The 15,938-nt window shown below is 71.2% G+C and carries 13 protein-coding genes; 6 read left to right on the top strand and 7 right to left on the bottom strand.

All coding sequences use genetic code 11. The features are described from left to right. Positions 1 to 243: 243 nt before the first annotated feature. Positions 244 to 2,799 (bottom strand): aminopeptidase N, encoded by a 2,556-nt coding sequence (gene pepN, locus ACFWBW_RS06135; RefSeq protein ID WP_385368842.1) that lies wholly within the window; start codon positions 2,797 to 2,799, stop codon positions 244 to 246. Positions 2,800 to 2,910: 111 nt separating this feature from the next. On the opposite strand from pepN, the gene ACFWBW_RS06130 reads away from it, so the two are divergent. After that, complete coding sequence (locus tag ACFWBW_RS06130) at positions 2,911 to 3,558, top strand: DsbA family protein (RefSeq protein ID WP_385368840.1); 648 nt, start codon at positions 2,911 to 2,913, stop codon at positions 3,556 to 3,558. Positions 3,559 to 3,609: 51 nt separating this feature from the next. Then, positions 3,610 to 4,326, top strand: a complete 717-nt coding sequence (locus ACFWBW_RS06125) for a hypothetical protein (protein WP_385368838.1) — start codon at positions 3,610 to 3,612, stop codon at positions 4,324 to 4,326. A gap of 37 nt (positions 4,327 to 4,363) precedes the next feature. On the opposite strand, the gene ACFWBW_RS06120 is transcribed toward ACFWBW_RS06125, so the two are convergent. The 3 genes from ACFWBW_RS06120 to ACFWBW_RS06110 all read right to left on the bottom strand — a co-directional run bounded on the left by ACFWBW_RS06120 (position 4,364) and on the right by ACFWBW_RS06110 (position 8,216). Then, complete coding sequence (locus ACFWBW_RS06120) at positions 4,364 to 5,020, bottom strand: superoxide dismutase (protein WP_385368836.1); 657 nt, start codon at positions 5,018 to 5,020, stop codon at positions 4,364 to 4,366. Positions 5,021 to 5,212: 192 nt separating this feature from the next. After that, on the bottom strand, positions 5,213 to 6,628 hold the full coding sequence (locus tag ACFWBW_RS06115; protein WP_385368834.1) for an amino acid permease: 1,416 nt from the start codon (positions 6,626 to 6,628) through the stop codon (positions 5,213 to 5,215). Between the two features lie 145 nt (positions 6,629 to 6,773). Next, positions 6,774 to 8,216, bottom strand: a complete 1,443-nt coding sequence (locus ACFWBW_RS06110) for an amino acid permease (RefSeq protein WP_385368832.1) — start codon at positions 8,214 to 8,216, stop codon at positions 6,774 to 6,776. 283 nt (positions 8,217 to 8,499) lie between these two features. Here ACFWBW_RS06110 and ACFWBW_RS06105 point away from each other — a divergent pair, with 283 nt between their 5' ends. Continuing rightward, the gene (locus ACFWBW_RS06105; protein WP_385368831.1) at positions 8,500 to 9,081 is read left to right on the top strand and encodes a biotin transporter BioY; all 582 of its coding nucleotides are present in this window, start codon (positions 8,500 to 8,502) and stop codon (positions 9,079 to 9,081) included. Between the two features lie 121 nt (positions 9,082 to 9,202). On the opposite strand, the gene ACFWBW_RS06100 is transcribed toward ACFWBW_RS06105, so the two are convergent. Continuing rightward, positions 9,203 to 10,642: an amino acid permease gene (locus tag ACFWBW_RS06100; RefSeq protein ID WP_385368830.1), complete on the bottom strand. Its 1,440-nt coding sequence runs from the start codon at positions 10,640 to 10,642 to the stop codon at positions 9,203 to 9,205. A 220-nt stretch (positions 10,643 to 10,862) separates the two neighbouring features. Between ACFWBW_RS06100 and ACFWBW_RS06095 the strand changes: the two genes are divergently transcribed. Together ACFWBW_RS06095 and ACFWBW_RS06090 are read left to right on the top strand one after the other, a co-directional pair. Further along, on the top strand, positions 10,863 to 11,348 hold the full coding sequence (locus ACFWBW_RS06095) for a ribose-5-phosphate isomerase (RefSeq protein ID WP_385368828.1): 486 nt from the start codon (positions 10,863 to 10,865) through the stop codon (positions 11,346 to 11,348). Between the two features lie 79 nt (positions 11,349 to 11,427). Then, positions 11,428 to 12,234: an Fpg/Nei family DNA glycosylase gene (locus tag ACFWBW_RS06090; protein WP_385368826.1), complete on the top strand. Its 807-nt coding sequence runs from the start codon at positions 11,428 to 11,430 to the stop codon at positions 12,232 to 12,234. Between the two features lie 43 nt (positions 12,235 to 12,277). On the opposite strand, the gene ACFWBW_RS06085 is transcribed toward ACFWBW_RS06090, so the two are convergent. Next, positions 12,278 to 13,513, bottom strand: a complete 1,236-nt coding sequence (locus ACFWBW_RS06085; RefSeq protein ID WP_385368824.1) for a GNAT family N-acetyltransferase — start codon at positions 13,511 to 13,513, stop codon at positions 12,278 to 12,280. A 117-nt stretch (positions 13,514 to 13,630) separates the two neighbouring features. Here ACFWBW_RS06085 and ACFWBW_RS06080 point away from each other — a divergent pair, with 117 nt between their 5' ends. Next, the gene (locus tag ACFWBW_RS06080) at positions 13,631 to 14,776 is read left to right on the top strand and encodes a PP2C family protein-serine/threonine phosphatase (RefSeq protein WP_385368822.1); all 1,146 of its coding nucleotides are present in this window, start codon (positions 13,631 to 13,633) and stop codon (positions 14,774 to 14,776) included. A gap of 759 nt (positions 14,777 to 15,535) precedes the next feature. Here the strand turns inward: ACFWBW_RS06080 and ACFWBW_RS06075 are convergent. After that, entirely contained in the window at positions 15,536 to 15,925 is a 390-nt protein-coding gene (locus ACFWBW_RS06075) for a hypothetical protein (protein ID WP_385368820.1), read from the bottom strand. Between the last annotated feature and the right edge of the window lie 13 nt (positions 15,926 to 15,938).

Raw genomic sequence — 15,938 nt, 5'->3', positions numbered from 1 at the left:
AAGACGGGGCTAAAGTACGGGCGTTCGACTGCCGATGGGCTGCGCAGCGAATCCCCCTCCACCTGGGGCTCCGCACGCAAACGCCGGCGGGGCTGGAAAATCCAGCCCCGCCGGCGTTTGAGGCGCGAGGTCCGGGGCGGAGCCCCAGGGAACGGTGGAACCGGGGGTCCCCCCGGACGGAGTCCGGGGGGAGGGTAGGGGACTTCGCCTCGCAGGGCTACCTCGCAGGGCTACCCCGCAGGGTCAGCCCGCCGCCACGTCGCAGGTCTGCGCACGCAGCGCCCGCGCCAGGTCGTCCCGCGACTCCAGGACCAGGCGGCGCAGCGCGGGCGCGGCATCCGCATGGGCGTCGAGCCACGCGTCAGTCGCGTCCAGGGTCTCCTGGGAGTCCTGCAGCGACGGGTACAGCCCCCGCACCACGTCCATGCCGATCTGGATCGACCGGTCGGCCCAGACCCGCTCGATCACGGCGAAGTAGGGCTCCGCGTAAGGCGCCAACAGCCCCCGCTGCGAAGACTGCTGCATCCCCGCGATCGTCGCCTCGACCAGCGCGTTCGACAGCGCGTCCGACTCCACCACCGCGGCCCACGCCTGGTCCTTGACCGCCGCCGACGGCCGCGCCGCCAGGCACCGCACCTGGTGCCGCTTGCCCGAAGCCGTGTCGTCCCGCGCCAGTTCCGCCGCGAGGACCTCCTCGCCGATCGCCCCGTGGGCGGCCAGCGGCAGCAGGAAGTCCCAGCGCAGCTCCTGGTCCACCTCCAGCCCGTCGATCCGCGCGGATCCCTCCAGCAGCCCCAGCAGCAGCTGGAAGTCGCCCTCGGTCGCCGCGCCCGCCGCGAAGAAGCGGGCCCAGGTGAGCTGGTGCTCCGACCCCGGCTCCGCGAACCGCAGTTCCTGCAGCGCGCACGCCGCCAGCACCTTGCCGCCCTGCTCCCGCCAGTCGGGCGCCGCGTAGTGGGTGACCGCGGTCAGTGCCTGCGCGTGCAGCATCTGCAGGACGCCGACGTCCGTCTCCCGGCCCGAGTGGGCCAGTACGAGCGAGACGAAGTCCCGTGCCGGCATCAGCCCGTCGCGCGTCAGGTTCCACAGCGCCGACCAGCACAGCGCGCGGCTCAGCGGGTCCGCCACCGAGCCCAGGTGCGAGCGCAGCGCGGCCAGCGAGGCCTCGTCGAAGCGGATCTTGCAGTACGTCAGGTCCTCGTCGTTGACGAGCACCAGCGCGGGCTTCTCCTGCCCCGCCAGCTCGCCGATGACCGTCCGGGCCCCCGCGACGTCCGCCTCGGCCCGCGCGTAGCGCACCAGCGCGCCGTCCGGGTCCAGCCGGTACAGGCCCACCGCGACCCGGTGCGGGCGCAGCTCGTCGCCGTCCTGGACCACCGCCAGCTCGGTCACCCGGCCGCCCGCGTCGCAGGTCAGCACCGGGGTCAGCGCGTTCACGCCGGCCGTCTGCAGCCAGGCCCGCGACCACTCGGCCATGTCCCGCCCGGAGACCTCGGCGAGCACCGACAGCAGATCGTCCAGGGTGGTGTTCCCGTAGGCGTTCGCCTTGAAGTAGCGCCGCGCGCCCTCCAGGAAGGCGTCCCGTCCCACGTACGCCACGAGCTGCTTGAGCACCGCCGCGCCCTTGGCGTAGGTGATGCCGTCGAAGTTCAGCTTCGCGTCCTCCAGGTCGCGGATGTCGGCCGTGATGGGGTGCGTGGACGGCAGCTGGTCGGCCCGGTAGGCCCACGCCTTGCGGCTGTTGGCGAAGGTGACCCACGCCTGGTCGAAGCGGGTGGCCTCGACCAGCGCGAAGGAGCCCATGAAGTCCGCGAAGGACTCCTTCAGCCACAGGTCGTCCCACCACTTCATGGTGACCAGGTCGCCGAACCACATGTGGGCCATCTCGTGCAGGATCGTGTTCGAGCGCCGCTCGTACGAGGCCTTCGTGACCTTCCCGCGGAAGATGTACTCCTCCCGGAAGGTCACCATCCCCGGGTTCTCCATGGCGCCCAGGTTGTACTCCGGCACGAAGGCCTGGTCGTACTTCCCGAAGGGGTACGGGTAGTCGAAGATCTCGTGGAAGAGGTCGAAGCCCTGCTTCGTGACGAGGAACACGTCGTCCGCGTCGAAGTGCTTCGCCAGCCCCTTGCGGCAGATGGCGCCGAGCGGGATCGTCAGGTCCCCGCGCGTGTAGGAGTCCGTGACGTAGTGGTACGGCCCCGCCACCACGCAGGTGATGTACGTGGAGATCGGCGCGGTCTCGGCGAAGCGCCGGGTCTGCCCCTCGTGGGACTCCTCGACCCCGTTGCTCCAGACGTGCCAGCCCTCGGGCGCGGTCACCTCGAAGCGGTACGGGGCCTTGAGGTCGGGCTGCTCGAAGTTCGCGTACACCCGCCGGGCGTCGGCCGGCTCGTACTGGGTGTAGAGGTAGACCTCGCCGTCCTCCGGGTCCACGAAGCGGTGCATGCCCTCGCCGGTCCGGCTGTACGCGCAGTCGGCGTCGACCACGAGCACGTTCTCGGAGGCCAGATCGTCCAGGGCGATCCGCGCGCCGTCGAAGACGGCGGCCGGGTCCAGCTCGCGCCCGTTGAGGGTCACGCTGTTCACCGAGGGTGCGATGAGGTCCGCGAAGCTCGAAGCTCCCGGAGCGGCGGCGCGGAAGCGGACGGTGGTCACCGAGCGGAACGTCCTGGGGCCCTCGGCCGGTTCGGCCTCGTCCACCGCGGACCTCAGGTCGAGGACCACCTCGTACCCGTCGACGGACAGCAGCTCGGCCCGCTCGCGGGCCTCGTCACGGGACAGATTCTCTCCGGGCACGTGCACTCCTTCGTGCGTGATCGCGATACCTGACCGAATCCTCCCACGGGGGAATGCGCGTGCGGTCGGAGCGGTTGGGCAGGCAGGAACGTTCCGAATAAGAGGAGAGACATGGCTGACACCCAGGTGCGCGAGAAGACCCCCGTCGACTTCTGGTTCGATCCGCTCTGCCCCTGGGCCTGGATGACGTCCCGCTGGATGCTGGAGGTCGAGAAGGTCCGTGACGTGGAGGTCCGCTGGCACGTGATGAGCCTCGCGGTCCTCAACGAGAACAAGCTCGACGAACTGCCCGAGATCTACCGCGAACTGCTCGGCCCCAAGGGCTGGGCCCCCGTGCGCGTGGTCGTCGCCGCCCAGCAGAAGTTCGGCGACGAGGTCACCGGCAAGCTCTACACCGCGCTCGGGACGCGTTTCCACAACGAGGGCCAGGGCCCGACGCGCGAGGCGATCGCCGAGGCCCTGAACGAGGTGGGCCTGCCCGCCGAGCTGATCCACTACGCGGACTCCGACGAGTACGACGAGGTCCTGCGCGACTCCCACAACGACGGCATAAACCGGGTCGGCCAGGAGGTCGGCACCCCGGTCATCTCCGTGCCCGGCGCCGACGGCGAAGAGGTCGCCTTCTTCGGTCCGGTCGTCACCCCCGCCCCGCGCGGCGAGGCTGCGGCCCGCCTCTGGGACGGCACCCTGCTCGTCGCCTCCACCCCGGGCTTCTACGAGATCAAGCGCACCCGCACGCAGGGCCCGATCTTCGACTAGTCAGCGCCGGTCCGACTAGCAGGGGTCCGGTTCCTCCCTTAACGTCCCCCTATGGGGATTGGTCCGACACGCGAGGAACCGCTCGGCCGCAGCGGCGGCCGGGCGGAGCCCGCGATACCGAACGACAACGCCGCGCACGCGACCCTGCCCGCACGCCCCCGAGACCGGGTGCTGCGGGCAGCTTGCGTTGTGGTGCCCCCGCTGTGGACGGCCCTCGGGGTCCGCCAGGCCGCCGGCACCCTGCGCCACTACCTCCGGGGCACGGGCCGCCCGTACCGGGCCGACGCGCGGGCCCTGCTCGCCGTGCCGACCGTACGGCAGGACGTGGACCGGCGCCTGGCCGAGTGGCGCCGGGCCGCGCGGGCGCTCGGCGAGCCCGGCGCGTACGCGGCGGACAGCGGCTGGCGGGGGGTGGTGATCACCCGGCGCGCCCGCGAGGGGGGCAGCGCGGACTGGTGGCTGGCGCTGCGCGGGGCCCAGTACCGGATCAGCGGCACGGTGCGGGTCCACGAGGACGGCTCCGTGGTGAGCGACTACCGGTTCCAGGTGCACAAGAGCTGGAACTTCGACCGCGGGGAGTCGGAGTTCGGCATCCCCTTCACCCCGTTCGCCCGGCTCCACGAGACCGGGCTGGCGCGGGAGTTCACGGTGGTCGGGGAGGTGGACGGGCTCGTCGACACCGCGGACGCCGTGGAAAGCGCAGAAGGCCCCCGCGAGTCACGTCCTCGCGGGGGCCTTCTGGTGGACACGCCCGCAAGTGAAGGTTGAGAAGACGATCACGAGGCGGACGGGATGGTGGCGCCGATCAGCCCTTGACGGGGATCAGCAGCGGGGTGTTCGCCTTGGCGTCGGCGTAGCGCTTGGCCACGTCCTGCCAGTTGACGACGTTCCACATCGCCTCGATGAAGTCCACCTTCTGGTTCTTGTACTGAAGGTAGAAGGCGTGCTCCCAGGCGTCGAAGACGAGGACCGGGGTGCTGGCGATGCCGACGTTGCCCTGGTGGTCGTAGATCTGCTCGACGATCAGGCGGCCGCTGACGGGCTCGTACGCGAGCACGCCCCAGCCGGAGCCCTGCGTCGCGGAGGACGCGAAGGTCAGCTGCTTCCTGAACTTCGCGAAGGAGCCGAAGGACTCGGTGATCGCGTCGGCCAGCTCGCCCAGGCCGTCGGCCGCGGTGGGCTCGCCGCCGCCCTCGCCGGTCTTCGGGCTGGCCATGTTGTGCCAGTAGATGCTGTGCAGGATGTGGCCGGAGAGATGGAAGGCCAGGTTCTTCTCCAGGCTGTTCAGCGCGCCCCAGTTCTCCTTCTCGCGCGCCTCCTCCAGCTGCTCCAGCGTGTTGTTCGCGCCCGTGACGTAGGCCGCGTGGTGCTTGTCGTGGTGCAGCTCGATGATCTGCGGGTTGATCACCGGCTCGAGAGCCGCGTAGTCGTAAGGAAGCTCAGGAAGCGTGTAAATGGCCATGCGTGTGTCCGGTCCCCTCGGCGTGCCAACTGCTTATTGCAATCAATGCGCAACTGCACGCTAGCAGTATCTATTCCTCAGTTCTCATAAGGGTCACCTCACTTGCCGGGACCCCGGAAACGCCGAAGGCCGGGCCCATGCGCTCGCATGGGTCCGGCCTTCGGGGCCGCCGTCCGGCGGGGTGCTGCGCGGCTACGCGGCTTCGCGCGCCGCCGCCCGGCGCTGCATGCCGTAGCCGGTGACGGCCAGGGCCACCGTCAGGCCGCCGGTGAAGACGAGCTGGATCCGGGTGTCGTCGCCCATGGCCATCAGGACCAGGACCCCGGCGAGCCCGGCCAGCGCGACCCAGGTCAGGTAGGGGAAGCCCCACATCTTCACGACCAGCTTCTCGGGGGCCTCGCGCTCCATGCGGCGCCGCAGCACGAACTGCGAGACGGCGATGAAGCCCCAGACGACGAGGATGACTCCGCCGACCATGTTCAGCAGCCAGGCGAAGAGGGTGTCCGGGTACCAGTACGACAGCAGCACGGTGACGAAGCCGAAGCCGGAGGAGGCCAGCACCGCCCGGCGCGGCACCCGGCCGGAGACCTTGCCCAGCGCCTTGGGGCCCTGGCCGCGGGAGACCAGGGAGTAGGCCATGCGGGAGGAGCCGTAGATGTTCGCGTTCATCGCGGAGAGCAGGGCGATCAGGATGACCACGTTCATGACCTGGCCGGCGTGCGGGATGCCCAGGTGGTCCAGGGTGGCCGCGTACGGGCCCGCGGTGGTGACCGCCGGGTCGTTCCACGGCAGCAGCGTGACGATGACCAGCATCGAGCCGACGTAGACGATCGCGATCCGCCACATGGTGGTCTTCACGGCCTTGGCGACGCCCCGGACCGGATTGTCGGACTCGGCGGCCGCGATGGTCACCGTCTCCAGACCGCCGTACGCGACCACGGAGGCGAGCAGGCCGACCAGCAGCCCGTCCACGCCATTGGGCAGGAAGCCGCCGTCGTGCAGCAGGTTGGCGGTGCCGGGGGAGCCGGTGCCGGGCAGCACGCCCAGGACGGCCAGCACGCCGAGGCCCAGGAACAGGCCGATCGCGCCGATCTTCAGGGCGGCGAACCAGAACTCGAACTCGCCGAAGTTGGAGACGGCGGCCAGGTTGGAGCCGCAGAACATCGCCATGAACACCAGGACCCACATCCACGAGGGGGTGCCCGGGAACCAGCCCGTCATGATGTGCGCCGCGCCGATGGCCTCGATGGCCACGCCCACGCACAGCAGGGTCCAGAACATCCAGCCGGCGGTGAAACCGGCCCACGGGCCGATGGCCCGGTCCGCGTGCACCGAGAAGGAGCCGGAGGCGGGGTTCGCGGCGGACATCTCGCCGAGCATCCGCATCACGAACATCACGAGCAGCCCGGAAGCGGCGTACGCGAGCACGATCGAGGGACCGGCGGCCGCGATGCCGGCGCCGGAGCCGACGAAGAGGCCCGCGCCGATGACCCCGCCGAGGGCGATCATCGAGAGGTGGCGCTGCTTGAGTCCGTTGCCGAGGGGCGATCCGGCTTCGGGCCGTGCCGGGATCTGCTGCTCAGGGGGTGTGATGGTGCTCTGGCTCATGGGGGCCAGTCTGCCGATCGTCCGATAATCGGACGGCTTGTGTCCGCCATGCGGACACCTGTTTCACCCGACGTGATCGTCCGCCCGCACAGCAGAAGGGGCCCGGGACCGAAGTCCCGGGCCCGTTCCGTCACCCCGCGGGGGGTCAGGGCCTCTCGGCCCGGGTCTCCCGACTCTCCCGGCCCGCCCGGATCTCCCGGCTCGCCCGGATCTCCCGGATCCACGCCACCAGCAGCACCGCGGCCGCGGCCCCCGAGGACCACAGCAGCTGCGGCCGTGCCGAATCGTCGAACAGCATCAGGACCAGCACCATGGCCATCCCGATCAGCGCCGCCCACGTCGCGTACGGGAACAGCCACATCGGCAGCGTCAGCCGCTCCGGCATGTCCCGCTCGATCTTCTTGCGCAGCTTGAGCTGCGAGATCGCGATCAGGGCCCACACGAAGATCAGCACCGCGCCGACCGCGTTGAGCATGTAGAGGAAGATGGTGTCCGGCCACAGCAGGTTCAGCACGACCGAGAAGAAGCCGAAGGCCACCGACGCGAAGACGGCCCGGCGCGGCACCCCGCTTCCCGACACCTTCAGCAGGGACCTCGGCGCCTCGCCCCGCTCCGCGAGCGAGAACACCATGCGCGAGGACCCGTACAGGTTCGCGTTGAGCGCCGACAGCAGGGCCACGAAGATCACGACGTCCATGATCTGGCCGGCGTGCGCGATGCCGATCGAGTCGAGGACGGCCACGTACGGGCTCTGCCCCGGCGTCAGCGAATCCCACGGCAGCAGGGTCACGATGACCAGCATCGAGCCGACGTAGAAGAAGAGGATGCGCCACACGGCGCTGCGCACCGCGCGGGACACCGAGCGGGCCGGGTCGTCCGATTCGGCGGCCGCGATCGTGACGACCTCCAGCCCGCCGAAGGCGAAGACGACGGCCAGCATGCCGGCCACCACGCCGCTCGCGCCGTTGGGGAAGAAGCCGCCCTGGCCGGTCAGGTTGGCCATGCCGATCGGGTCGGTGTCGGGCAGCAGGCCGAAGACGGCCAGCGTGCCGAGGATCAGGAACAGCACGATCGCGCCGACCTTGAGGGCCGCGAACCAGAACTCGAACTCGCCGAAGTTCCGCACGGCGGCCAGGTTGCTCACGGTGAAGACCACCATGAACACGAGCACCCAGACCCACTGGTCCACCGAGGGCAGCCAGCCGTTCGCGATCTTCGCCGCGGCGGTGGCCTCCACGGCCAGCACCACGACCAGCAGGAACCAGTACAGCCAGCCGGCCGAGAAGCCGGCCCAGCGGCCGAGCGCCTTCTCCGCGTAGACGGAGAAGGAGCCGGAGGCGGGCATCGCCGCCGACATCTCGCCGAGCGCCCGCATCACCAGCATCGCGAGGATGCCCGCGAGCAGGTACGAGCAGATGATCGCGGGACCGGCGATGGTGATGCCGGCGCCGGAGCCGACGAACAGCCCGGCGCCGATGACGCCGCCGAGGCCCAGCATGGTCAGGTGGCGTTGCTTGAGGCTGTGACTCAGGGGTTCCGGTGGGAGTTCGTCCGTGGTGCCGGGAGGGGCGGACGGGAGGTCGCGCATGAGGAGTGCTCGTACTCTCTAAGGCCTGGCGGCGGTGGGGGCTCCGCGACAGTTGGAGGGACCCTACAGTCTCTCCGGAGAGCGCCCATCCGCGCAAAACGGACGTGTTGTCGGTCATCGCCCGTGATGCGGATCACTGCAACACGGGTATGGGGCGGGGTCTTTGTGTACTCCCCACCAAACCGGGGAGTACGGCTTTGTCCCGGGCAGCCCTGATGAGACCCGGACCCGGGACTAACGTCGGTGATCGTCCCTGTCGACCCCACCTCCCGCGGAGTCCCCGATGAGCACTGCTTCCGTCTCCTTCCGGCCCGGCGCCGTCCTCGCCGACCTGCTGCCCGCGAGCCGCGTCCGCGACATCGCGCTCGTGGCCGGCGGAGCCGCGCTCACCGGCCTGGCCGCGCAGATCGCCGTCCACGTCGACGGCCTGGCAGCCCCGATCACCGGGCAGACCTTCGCCGCGCTGCTCGTGGGCACAGCGCTGGGTGCGGGCCGGGGCTTCCTCTCCCTGGCCCTCTACACCCTGGTCGGCATGGCGGGCGTGCCGTGGTTCGCGGGCGGCTCCTCCGGCGCGGGCGGCGCGACCTTCGGGTACGTCCTCGGCATGCTCCTGGCCTCCACCGTCGTGGGCGCCCTCGCGCGGCGCGGCGCGGACCGCTCCGTGCTGCGTACGGCGGGCACGATGGTGCTGGGCTCCGCGGTCGTCTACGCCGTCGGCGTCCCCTACCTCGCGCTGTCCACGGGGATGTCCTTCAGTGCGGCCGTCGCGGGCGGCCTGACCCCGTTCCTGATCGGCGACGCGCTCAAGGCGGCACTGGCGATGGGCCTGCTGCCGGCCGCCTGGAAGCTCCTCGGCCGCGCGTGAGCGCCCGTACCCCACAGGCTCCACCCGCTTCACACGGCAGCCCCGGACCGCGCAGTGCGGTCCGGGGCTGCCGTCGTGTTCGGGGCTGCCGTCGTGTTCGGGCGTGCCGCGATCGGAGGTACTACGCGGAGGCCGTCAGGGCAGCCTTGCGGCGCAGGTCCCGCACCACGCCGATGGCGATCACCACGGCCGCGACCAGCAGCGACAGCAGGACGACCTGGCGGTTGTCCTTGTCGTAGACCATGTAGCCGAGGACGAAGGTGATCATCGCGGCGGTGGCCCAGGTCAGGTACGGGAAGAACCACATCTTCACCGTCACCTTCTCCGGGGCCTCGCGCATGAGGATCCCGCGCATCCGCAGCTGGGTCAGGCAGATGACCAGCCACACGAACAGCGCGATCGCGCCCGAGGCGTTCAGCAGGAAGCTGAAGACCGTGTCCTTGAAGGCGTAGTTGAAGTAGACGGCGAGGAAGCCGAAGACGACCGAGCCGAGGATCGCGGCCATCGGCACGCCCCGCTTGTTGACCTTGGCGAAGGCCTTCGGGGCGTCACCGCGCTCGCCGAGCGAGAAGGCCATGCGGGAGGCGGTGTACAGGCCCGAGTTCAGGCAGGACAGCACGGCCGTCAGGACGATCACGTTCATGATCTGGCCGGCGTGCGCGATGCCGATCGAGTCCAGGGCGGCGACGTACGAGCCCTTCTCGACGATCGACTTGTCGTTCCACGGCAGCAGGGTCAGCACGATGAAGATCGAGCCCAAGTAGAAGACGCCGATGCGCCAGATCACCGAGTTGGTGGCCTTGGTGACCGCGCGCCGCGGGTCCTCGGACTCGCCGGCGGCCAGCGTGACGATCTCGCTGCCCATGAAGGAGAAGACGACCATCAGCACACCGGTGAGGACCGAGCCCCAGCCGTTCGGCATGAAGCCGCCCGTGTCGGTGAGGTGGGCGAAGCCCGCGCCCGGGTTGTCCGAGCCCGGCAGCACGCCGAAGACGGCCAGCATGCCGATGATCACGAAGGCGCCGATGGCGACCACCTTGATGCCGGCGAACCAGAACTCGAACTCGCCGTACGAGGCGACCGAGCCGAGGTTGGTGACCGTCAGCACGGCCATCACGATCAGTGCCCAGGCCCACTGCGGGACGGCCGGGACCCAGCTTTCGAGGATGACGGCGCCGGCGGTGGCCTCCACGGCCAGGACGACGACCCAGAAGAACCAGTACAGCCAGCCGATGGAGAAACCGGCCCAGCGGCCGAGCGCCCGGTCGGCGTACGCGGAGAAGGAGCCGGAGTTCGGGCTGGCGGCGGCCATCTCGCCCAGCATCCGCATGACGAAGACGACCATCGCGCCGACCAGCGCGTAGGACAGCAGGATGGCGGGACCGGTCTTGGCGATACCGCCGCCGGAGCCGACGAAGAGCCCGGCGCCGATGACGCCGCCGATGGCGATCATGGACAGGTGGCGGTTCTTGAGACCGGCCTTCAGGCCGTCGGAGGGCTTGCCTTCACCGGGATCGCCGGTGGGGGAGCCTTCCTTCTGAAGGGTCGTCGTGGAGCTCATGAACGGATCCTTAGGTTCTCGGGTGGCGAGCCCCGGCATTCAAACCTGAGATGAACGCAGGGCGGAAGACCCCAATCCGGATCGTTGCTTCGGGACGAACGGCCAGGACCTTGGTCCCGCGGTGTCCCATCTGCGTTCTTTGGGTTTACTTGAGCTTTAGAAGTGACTTACGCGACACCCCGCGGAGGGTCCCCGGCCCGGCTCGTGCCACACTCGGACCATGCGCGTGTACCTCGGATCCGACCATGCCGGCTTTGAGCTCAAGAACCACCTGGTGGACTGGCTCAAGAACAACGGCCACGAGCCCGTCGACTGCGGGCCCCACATCTACGACGCGGTGGACGACTACCCGCCGTTCTGCCTGCGCGCCGCGGAGAAGACCGCCGCGGACGCCGACAGCCTCGGCATCGTCATCGGCGGCTCCGGCAACGGCGAGCAGATCGCCGCGAACAAGGTTAAGGGCATCCGCGCCATCCTCGCGTGGAGCGTCCAGACCGCAGAGCTCGGCCGTGAGCACAACAACGCCAACGTCATCTCCGTCGGCGGCCGGATGCACACCCAGGACGAGGTCGTCAGCTTCATCGACGCCTTCCTGAAGACCCCGTACTCCGACGAGGAGCGCCACACCCGGCGGATCGACATGCTCTCCGCCTACGAGGCCACCGGCGAGCTCCCCCCGATCCCCGCCCACCACCCGCAGGGCTGATCCCGCGTCCGGCCGTGCCGCCCTCCCGGGCGGCGCGGCCGGTTTTTCTTTTCCGTCCGCATGCCCGAGGAGTACTGCCGTGCCCGAGGGGCATACGATCCACCGCCTCGCCGAGGACCACACCGAGCGCTTCGCCGCCCGGCCGGTCTGGGTGAGCAGCCCGCAGGGCCGGTTCGCCGAGAGCGCGGCCCTGCTCGACGGCCGCGAGCTGGAATCCGCCGAGGCGCACGGCAAGCACCTGTTCCTCGAACTCGGCGACGCCTGGATCCACATCCACCTCGGCCTCTTCGGGAAGCTCGGCTTCGGCCCCGCCCCGGCCCCGCCGGCCACCGAAACGGTCCGGCTCCGGCTCCTCAACGAGGACCACTACGCCGACCTGCGCGGCCCCACCGCGTGCGCACTCATCGACGAGGGCGAGAAGAAGGCGATACACGACCGGCTCGGCCCGGATCCGCTGCGCCCCGCCGACGACCCCGACCGCGCCTGGGCCCGGATCTCCCGCTCCCGCACCACCGTGGCCGCCCTGCTCATGGACCAGAAGATCGTCTCGGGCGTGGGCAACGTCTACCGCGCCGAGGTCCTCTTCCGGCACGGCATCGACCCCTACCGGCTCGGCAAGGACCTGACCCGCCGCGAGTGGGACGCGATCTGGGCCGACCTGGTGCTGCTCATGCGCGAGGGCGTCCGCAACAACCGCATCGACACCGTCCGCGACGAGCACCTGCCCGAGGCCATGGGCCGCCCGCCGAGGGTGGACGACCACGGTGGCGAGGTGTACGTCTACCGCAGGGCCGCCATGCCCTGCCACATCTGCGGGGGCGAGATCCGCACCGCCGGTCTCGCCGCCCGCAACCTCTTCTGGTGCCCGGGGTGCCAGAGCCGTTAGTGCTGTGAACCTTCCCGGTCACAGCACTAGGGCACCGGCCGTTCTAGAACCCGTGCGGCAGCCAGGGGGCGACGTCTCCCGCGAAGGCGCGGGAAGCAGGGGCCAGCGCGCCCGGCCGTACCTCGCGCACCAGGCCGGCCGCGGCCAGCGTGTTCAGAGTGACCCCGCCCAGGTACGCCGCGCCCAGCTCCCGCACCGCCAGCTCCAGGTCGGCCGGGTCCTCCGTACGGGTACAGGCCGCGGACCCGTCCGCGCCGACGGCCAGCCGCCAGCGCCCCGCGTTCCACGGGCAGAACGCGTCCTCGACCTCCAGCACCACGTCCAGCGGAGCCCCGTACGCCCGCGCGGCCAGCGCCGCCGGCAGGTCCACCAGCCGTACGTGCATCGAGTCGCGCAGCCGCACCTGCGTCCGGCGGACATCGGTGACCAGGTGCAGCAGCGCATCGTCCGCCGGCCGCTTGACGGCCCGTACGGTCCAGGTCAGGTCGATGGAGCACACGTACCGCCACAGCGCCGCGTACGCCGCCGGATCGAGCGCGTCGAGGTCCGCCACGTCCACCCGGCCGTCCGAGCCGGTCAGATCCCACTCGGGCTTGACCCGGTACCGGGCGTACCCGACCACCTCGCCGTCCGCCCGCTCGGCGACCACGCACTTCAGCGGCGACCCGCCGCTCCTCGTCGCCTCCGGGTCCAGCAGCGCCTGCAGCTCCCAGCCCGGCTGCCGGGCCGGCATCCCGGGACGGCCCGCGACCAGCGCCGCGTAGACCCGCTCGCAGTCGGCCAGGGCCTTGCGCGGATCGACCAGCCGCAGCCGTACGTCATCGGTCCCCGGCGGCACGGAGAGCCGTACGCGGGTCGTGTCGATCTCCACGGACATCGAGTACGCGGCGGTGCCGTAGCCGAAGCGCCCGTAGATCGCCGGATCCGAGGCCGTCAGCACGGCGATCGGTTCACCACCCGCCCGGACCTCGTCCAATTGGCGCCGCATCAGCGAGGTCAGCACACCCCGCCTGCGGTGCGTGGGGGAGACGCCCACCATCGTGACCCCGGCGGCGGGCACGAGCGCCCCGCCCGGCACCGAGAGCCGGAAGGAGAACGCCCCCGCCGCGCCCACGCAGGTCCCGCCGTCCCAGACGCCGAGGGACCGCTCCGTCTCCGTCAGCGACCGGTAGAGCTCCCGCTCCTCCGGGGATTCGGGCACTCCGCCGAAAGCCAGTTCCAGCTGGTCGTACCAGACATCCCACTCATCGGGCTGCAATACGCGCGTCTCAAGAGGCATACGGCCATCCCTATCAGGGCAATCCGTCCCGGGGCGATCTCTTTTCGGTTGCCGATGGGCCCATCTCAGGGGGTACCCCTGTGCGCGCACAGCCAGGATGGATAGGGTCCCGAAGCAATGGCCGGAGCACACGTGGAGTCCCTCCTGGCCCGGTCCCGCATGATGTGGCACCGGGCGCGCACCGCGCTGCGCAAATCCGCCGTCGACTACTTCCGCGGCGACGCCTCCGACTGGCTGGCCTTCGGCGGCCTGCTCCTGACCATCCCGGCCATCGCCTGCGGCACGCTGATGCTGCCCGTGTGGTTCTCGCCCGCGGCGCTCGTCCTGCCCATCGTCGCCGGCGGCCTCCTGCTGCGCCCCGCCAGCCTGCTCGCCCTGTACGGGGCCTCCGCGGCCGCGCTCATCGTCGAGGCCCTCGTCCTCGGCCCGTACACCCAGGGCCCGGCCCGAGTCACCCCGGGCACCGTCCTGGTCGTCGCGGCCTGCGGCTTCTTCGGCCTGGTCATCGCCCAGTTCCGCAGCCGCGTCGGCGTGCCCTGGCGGCGCGGCGGCACCATGCTCTTCGACCTGCGCGAACGCATCCGGGTCCAGAGCAAGCTGCCCTCCCTGCCGCGCGGCTGGCACCGGGAGATGGCCCTGCGCCCGGCCGGCGGCCAGTCCTTCTCCGGCGACTTCGTCGTCGCCGCCCGCACGAACGGCGGCCGCACCCTGGAGATCGTCCTCACCGACGTCTCCGGCAAGGGCATGGAAGCCGGCTCCCGCGCCCTCCTCCTCTCGGGCGCCTTCGGCGGCCTCCTGGGGGCGCTCCCCCCACACGGCTTCCTGCCCGCCGCCAACGGCTACCTGCTCCGCCAGGACTGGGACGAGGGCTTCGCCACCTCCATCCACCTCGTCCTGGACCTGGAGACCGGCGACTACGAACTCCTCTCCGCCGGCCACCTCCCCGCCCTCCAGCTCTCCGCGGGCACCGGCCGCTGGCAGGAGATGACCGGTGAGGGCCCGCTCCTCGGCGTCTACGACGGCGCCGAGTTCACCCCCGCGCGGGGCAACCTCCGCCCCGGCGACGTCCTGATGCTCTTCACCGACGGCCTGGTCGAAACGGCCGACCGCGACATCAGCGAGGGCATCGACCGCCTCACCGGCGAGGCCGACCGCTACGTCGCCTCCGGCTGGGAGGGCGCGACCTGGCACCTGATCGAAAAGGTGGCCAAGGACGTCAACGACGACAGGGCCCTCCTCCTGATCCGCCGCCATTCCTTTTAGACGCGGCCCCTTTCTGACGCGCCGCTCGCGCGGTGCGGCCCTGGCGGGCCTTACCGGCTTCGCGGCGCTGCGCCGGACTCCGTCCGGCGGTGGCGGGTCGGGGTGCCCGCCACTGCCGCCCGGGGCGGGGGCCGGTGGGCGGGTGCGGGTGGTCTTGCCCTGCGGGGCGAGGTCCCCTACCCACCCTTCGCCCGTTCCCCGGGGCTCTGCCCCGGCCCCGTTGCCGGGGGCCGGCCCCCGGACCAGGCGCCTCAAACGCCGGCGAGGCCGGATATGGCCTCCGGGGTGCTGGAGTTGCCTCCGACAACCCAGCACGGGTGTGCTGCGTTCGGGGTGCTGCACGAGCCGTGCTGCGCAAGCGGTCCTGCGCACACGTGCGGTCCGGAGCCGGCCGAAATCCAGCCCCGCCGGCGTGTGGGGCGCGGGGTCTGGGGCGGGGCCCCAGGGGCGGCCAAATCCAGCCCGGCCGGCGTTTGAGGACCGGGGTCTGGGGCGGAGCCCCAGGGGGTCCGGGCGCAGCCCGGCACCCCCCTCCAGCCCGTCCGGCGCTTGAGGACCGGGTCAGGGCCGGCCCTGGGAACGGTGGAAGGGCGGGTAGGGGACAGCCCCGCAGGGCACCGCCCGAAGCCGTGGCCGGGCCCCGCCCGCCGGCCGCCCGGACCCCGGCCCCGCCCGCCGGCCGCCCAGACCCCGGTCCGGCCCCGCCTGATTCCCGGGCCGATGGTCGGGTTACCCCCACCACCCGTCCGCCAGCTCCCGTCATGGTCCCGACCACCGCACCCTCCGTAGCGTCGGAGACACGATCACCACCGGGTGGTCGACCGGCACGGAAGGCGGCACATCATGGGGCTCCGGCGCAGCAAGCGGCAGGCCGAGCAGCAGACGCAGCAGGCCGGGCAGCCGGGCCACGCAGGGCACACGAGCCAGCCGGGCCACCCGGGTCAGTCGGGCCACCTGGGTCAGCCGGGCCACCCGGGCCAGCCGGGCCACTTGGGCCAGCCGGGGCACCTGGGTCAGCCAGGTCAGCCGGGCCAGCCGGGCCACTTGGGCCAGTCGGGGCACCTGGGTCAGCCAGGTCAGCCGGGCCAGCCGGGCCACTTGGGCCAGCCGGGGCAGCCGGGCCAGCCGGGCCAGTTCGAGGCGGCCCAAGAGGCCGCCCCCG

Source organism: Streptomyces sp. NPDC059957 (assembly GCF_042730015.1).
GTDB lineage: Bacteria > Actinomycetota > Actinomycetes > Streptomycetales > Streptomycetaceae > Streptomyces.
Note: the sequence above shows the minus strand (reverse complement) of the source record. Positions and strands in the feature narration are given on the sequence as shown.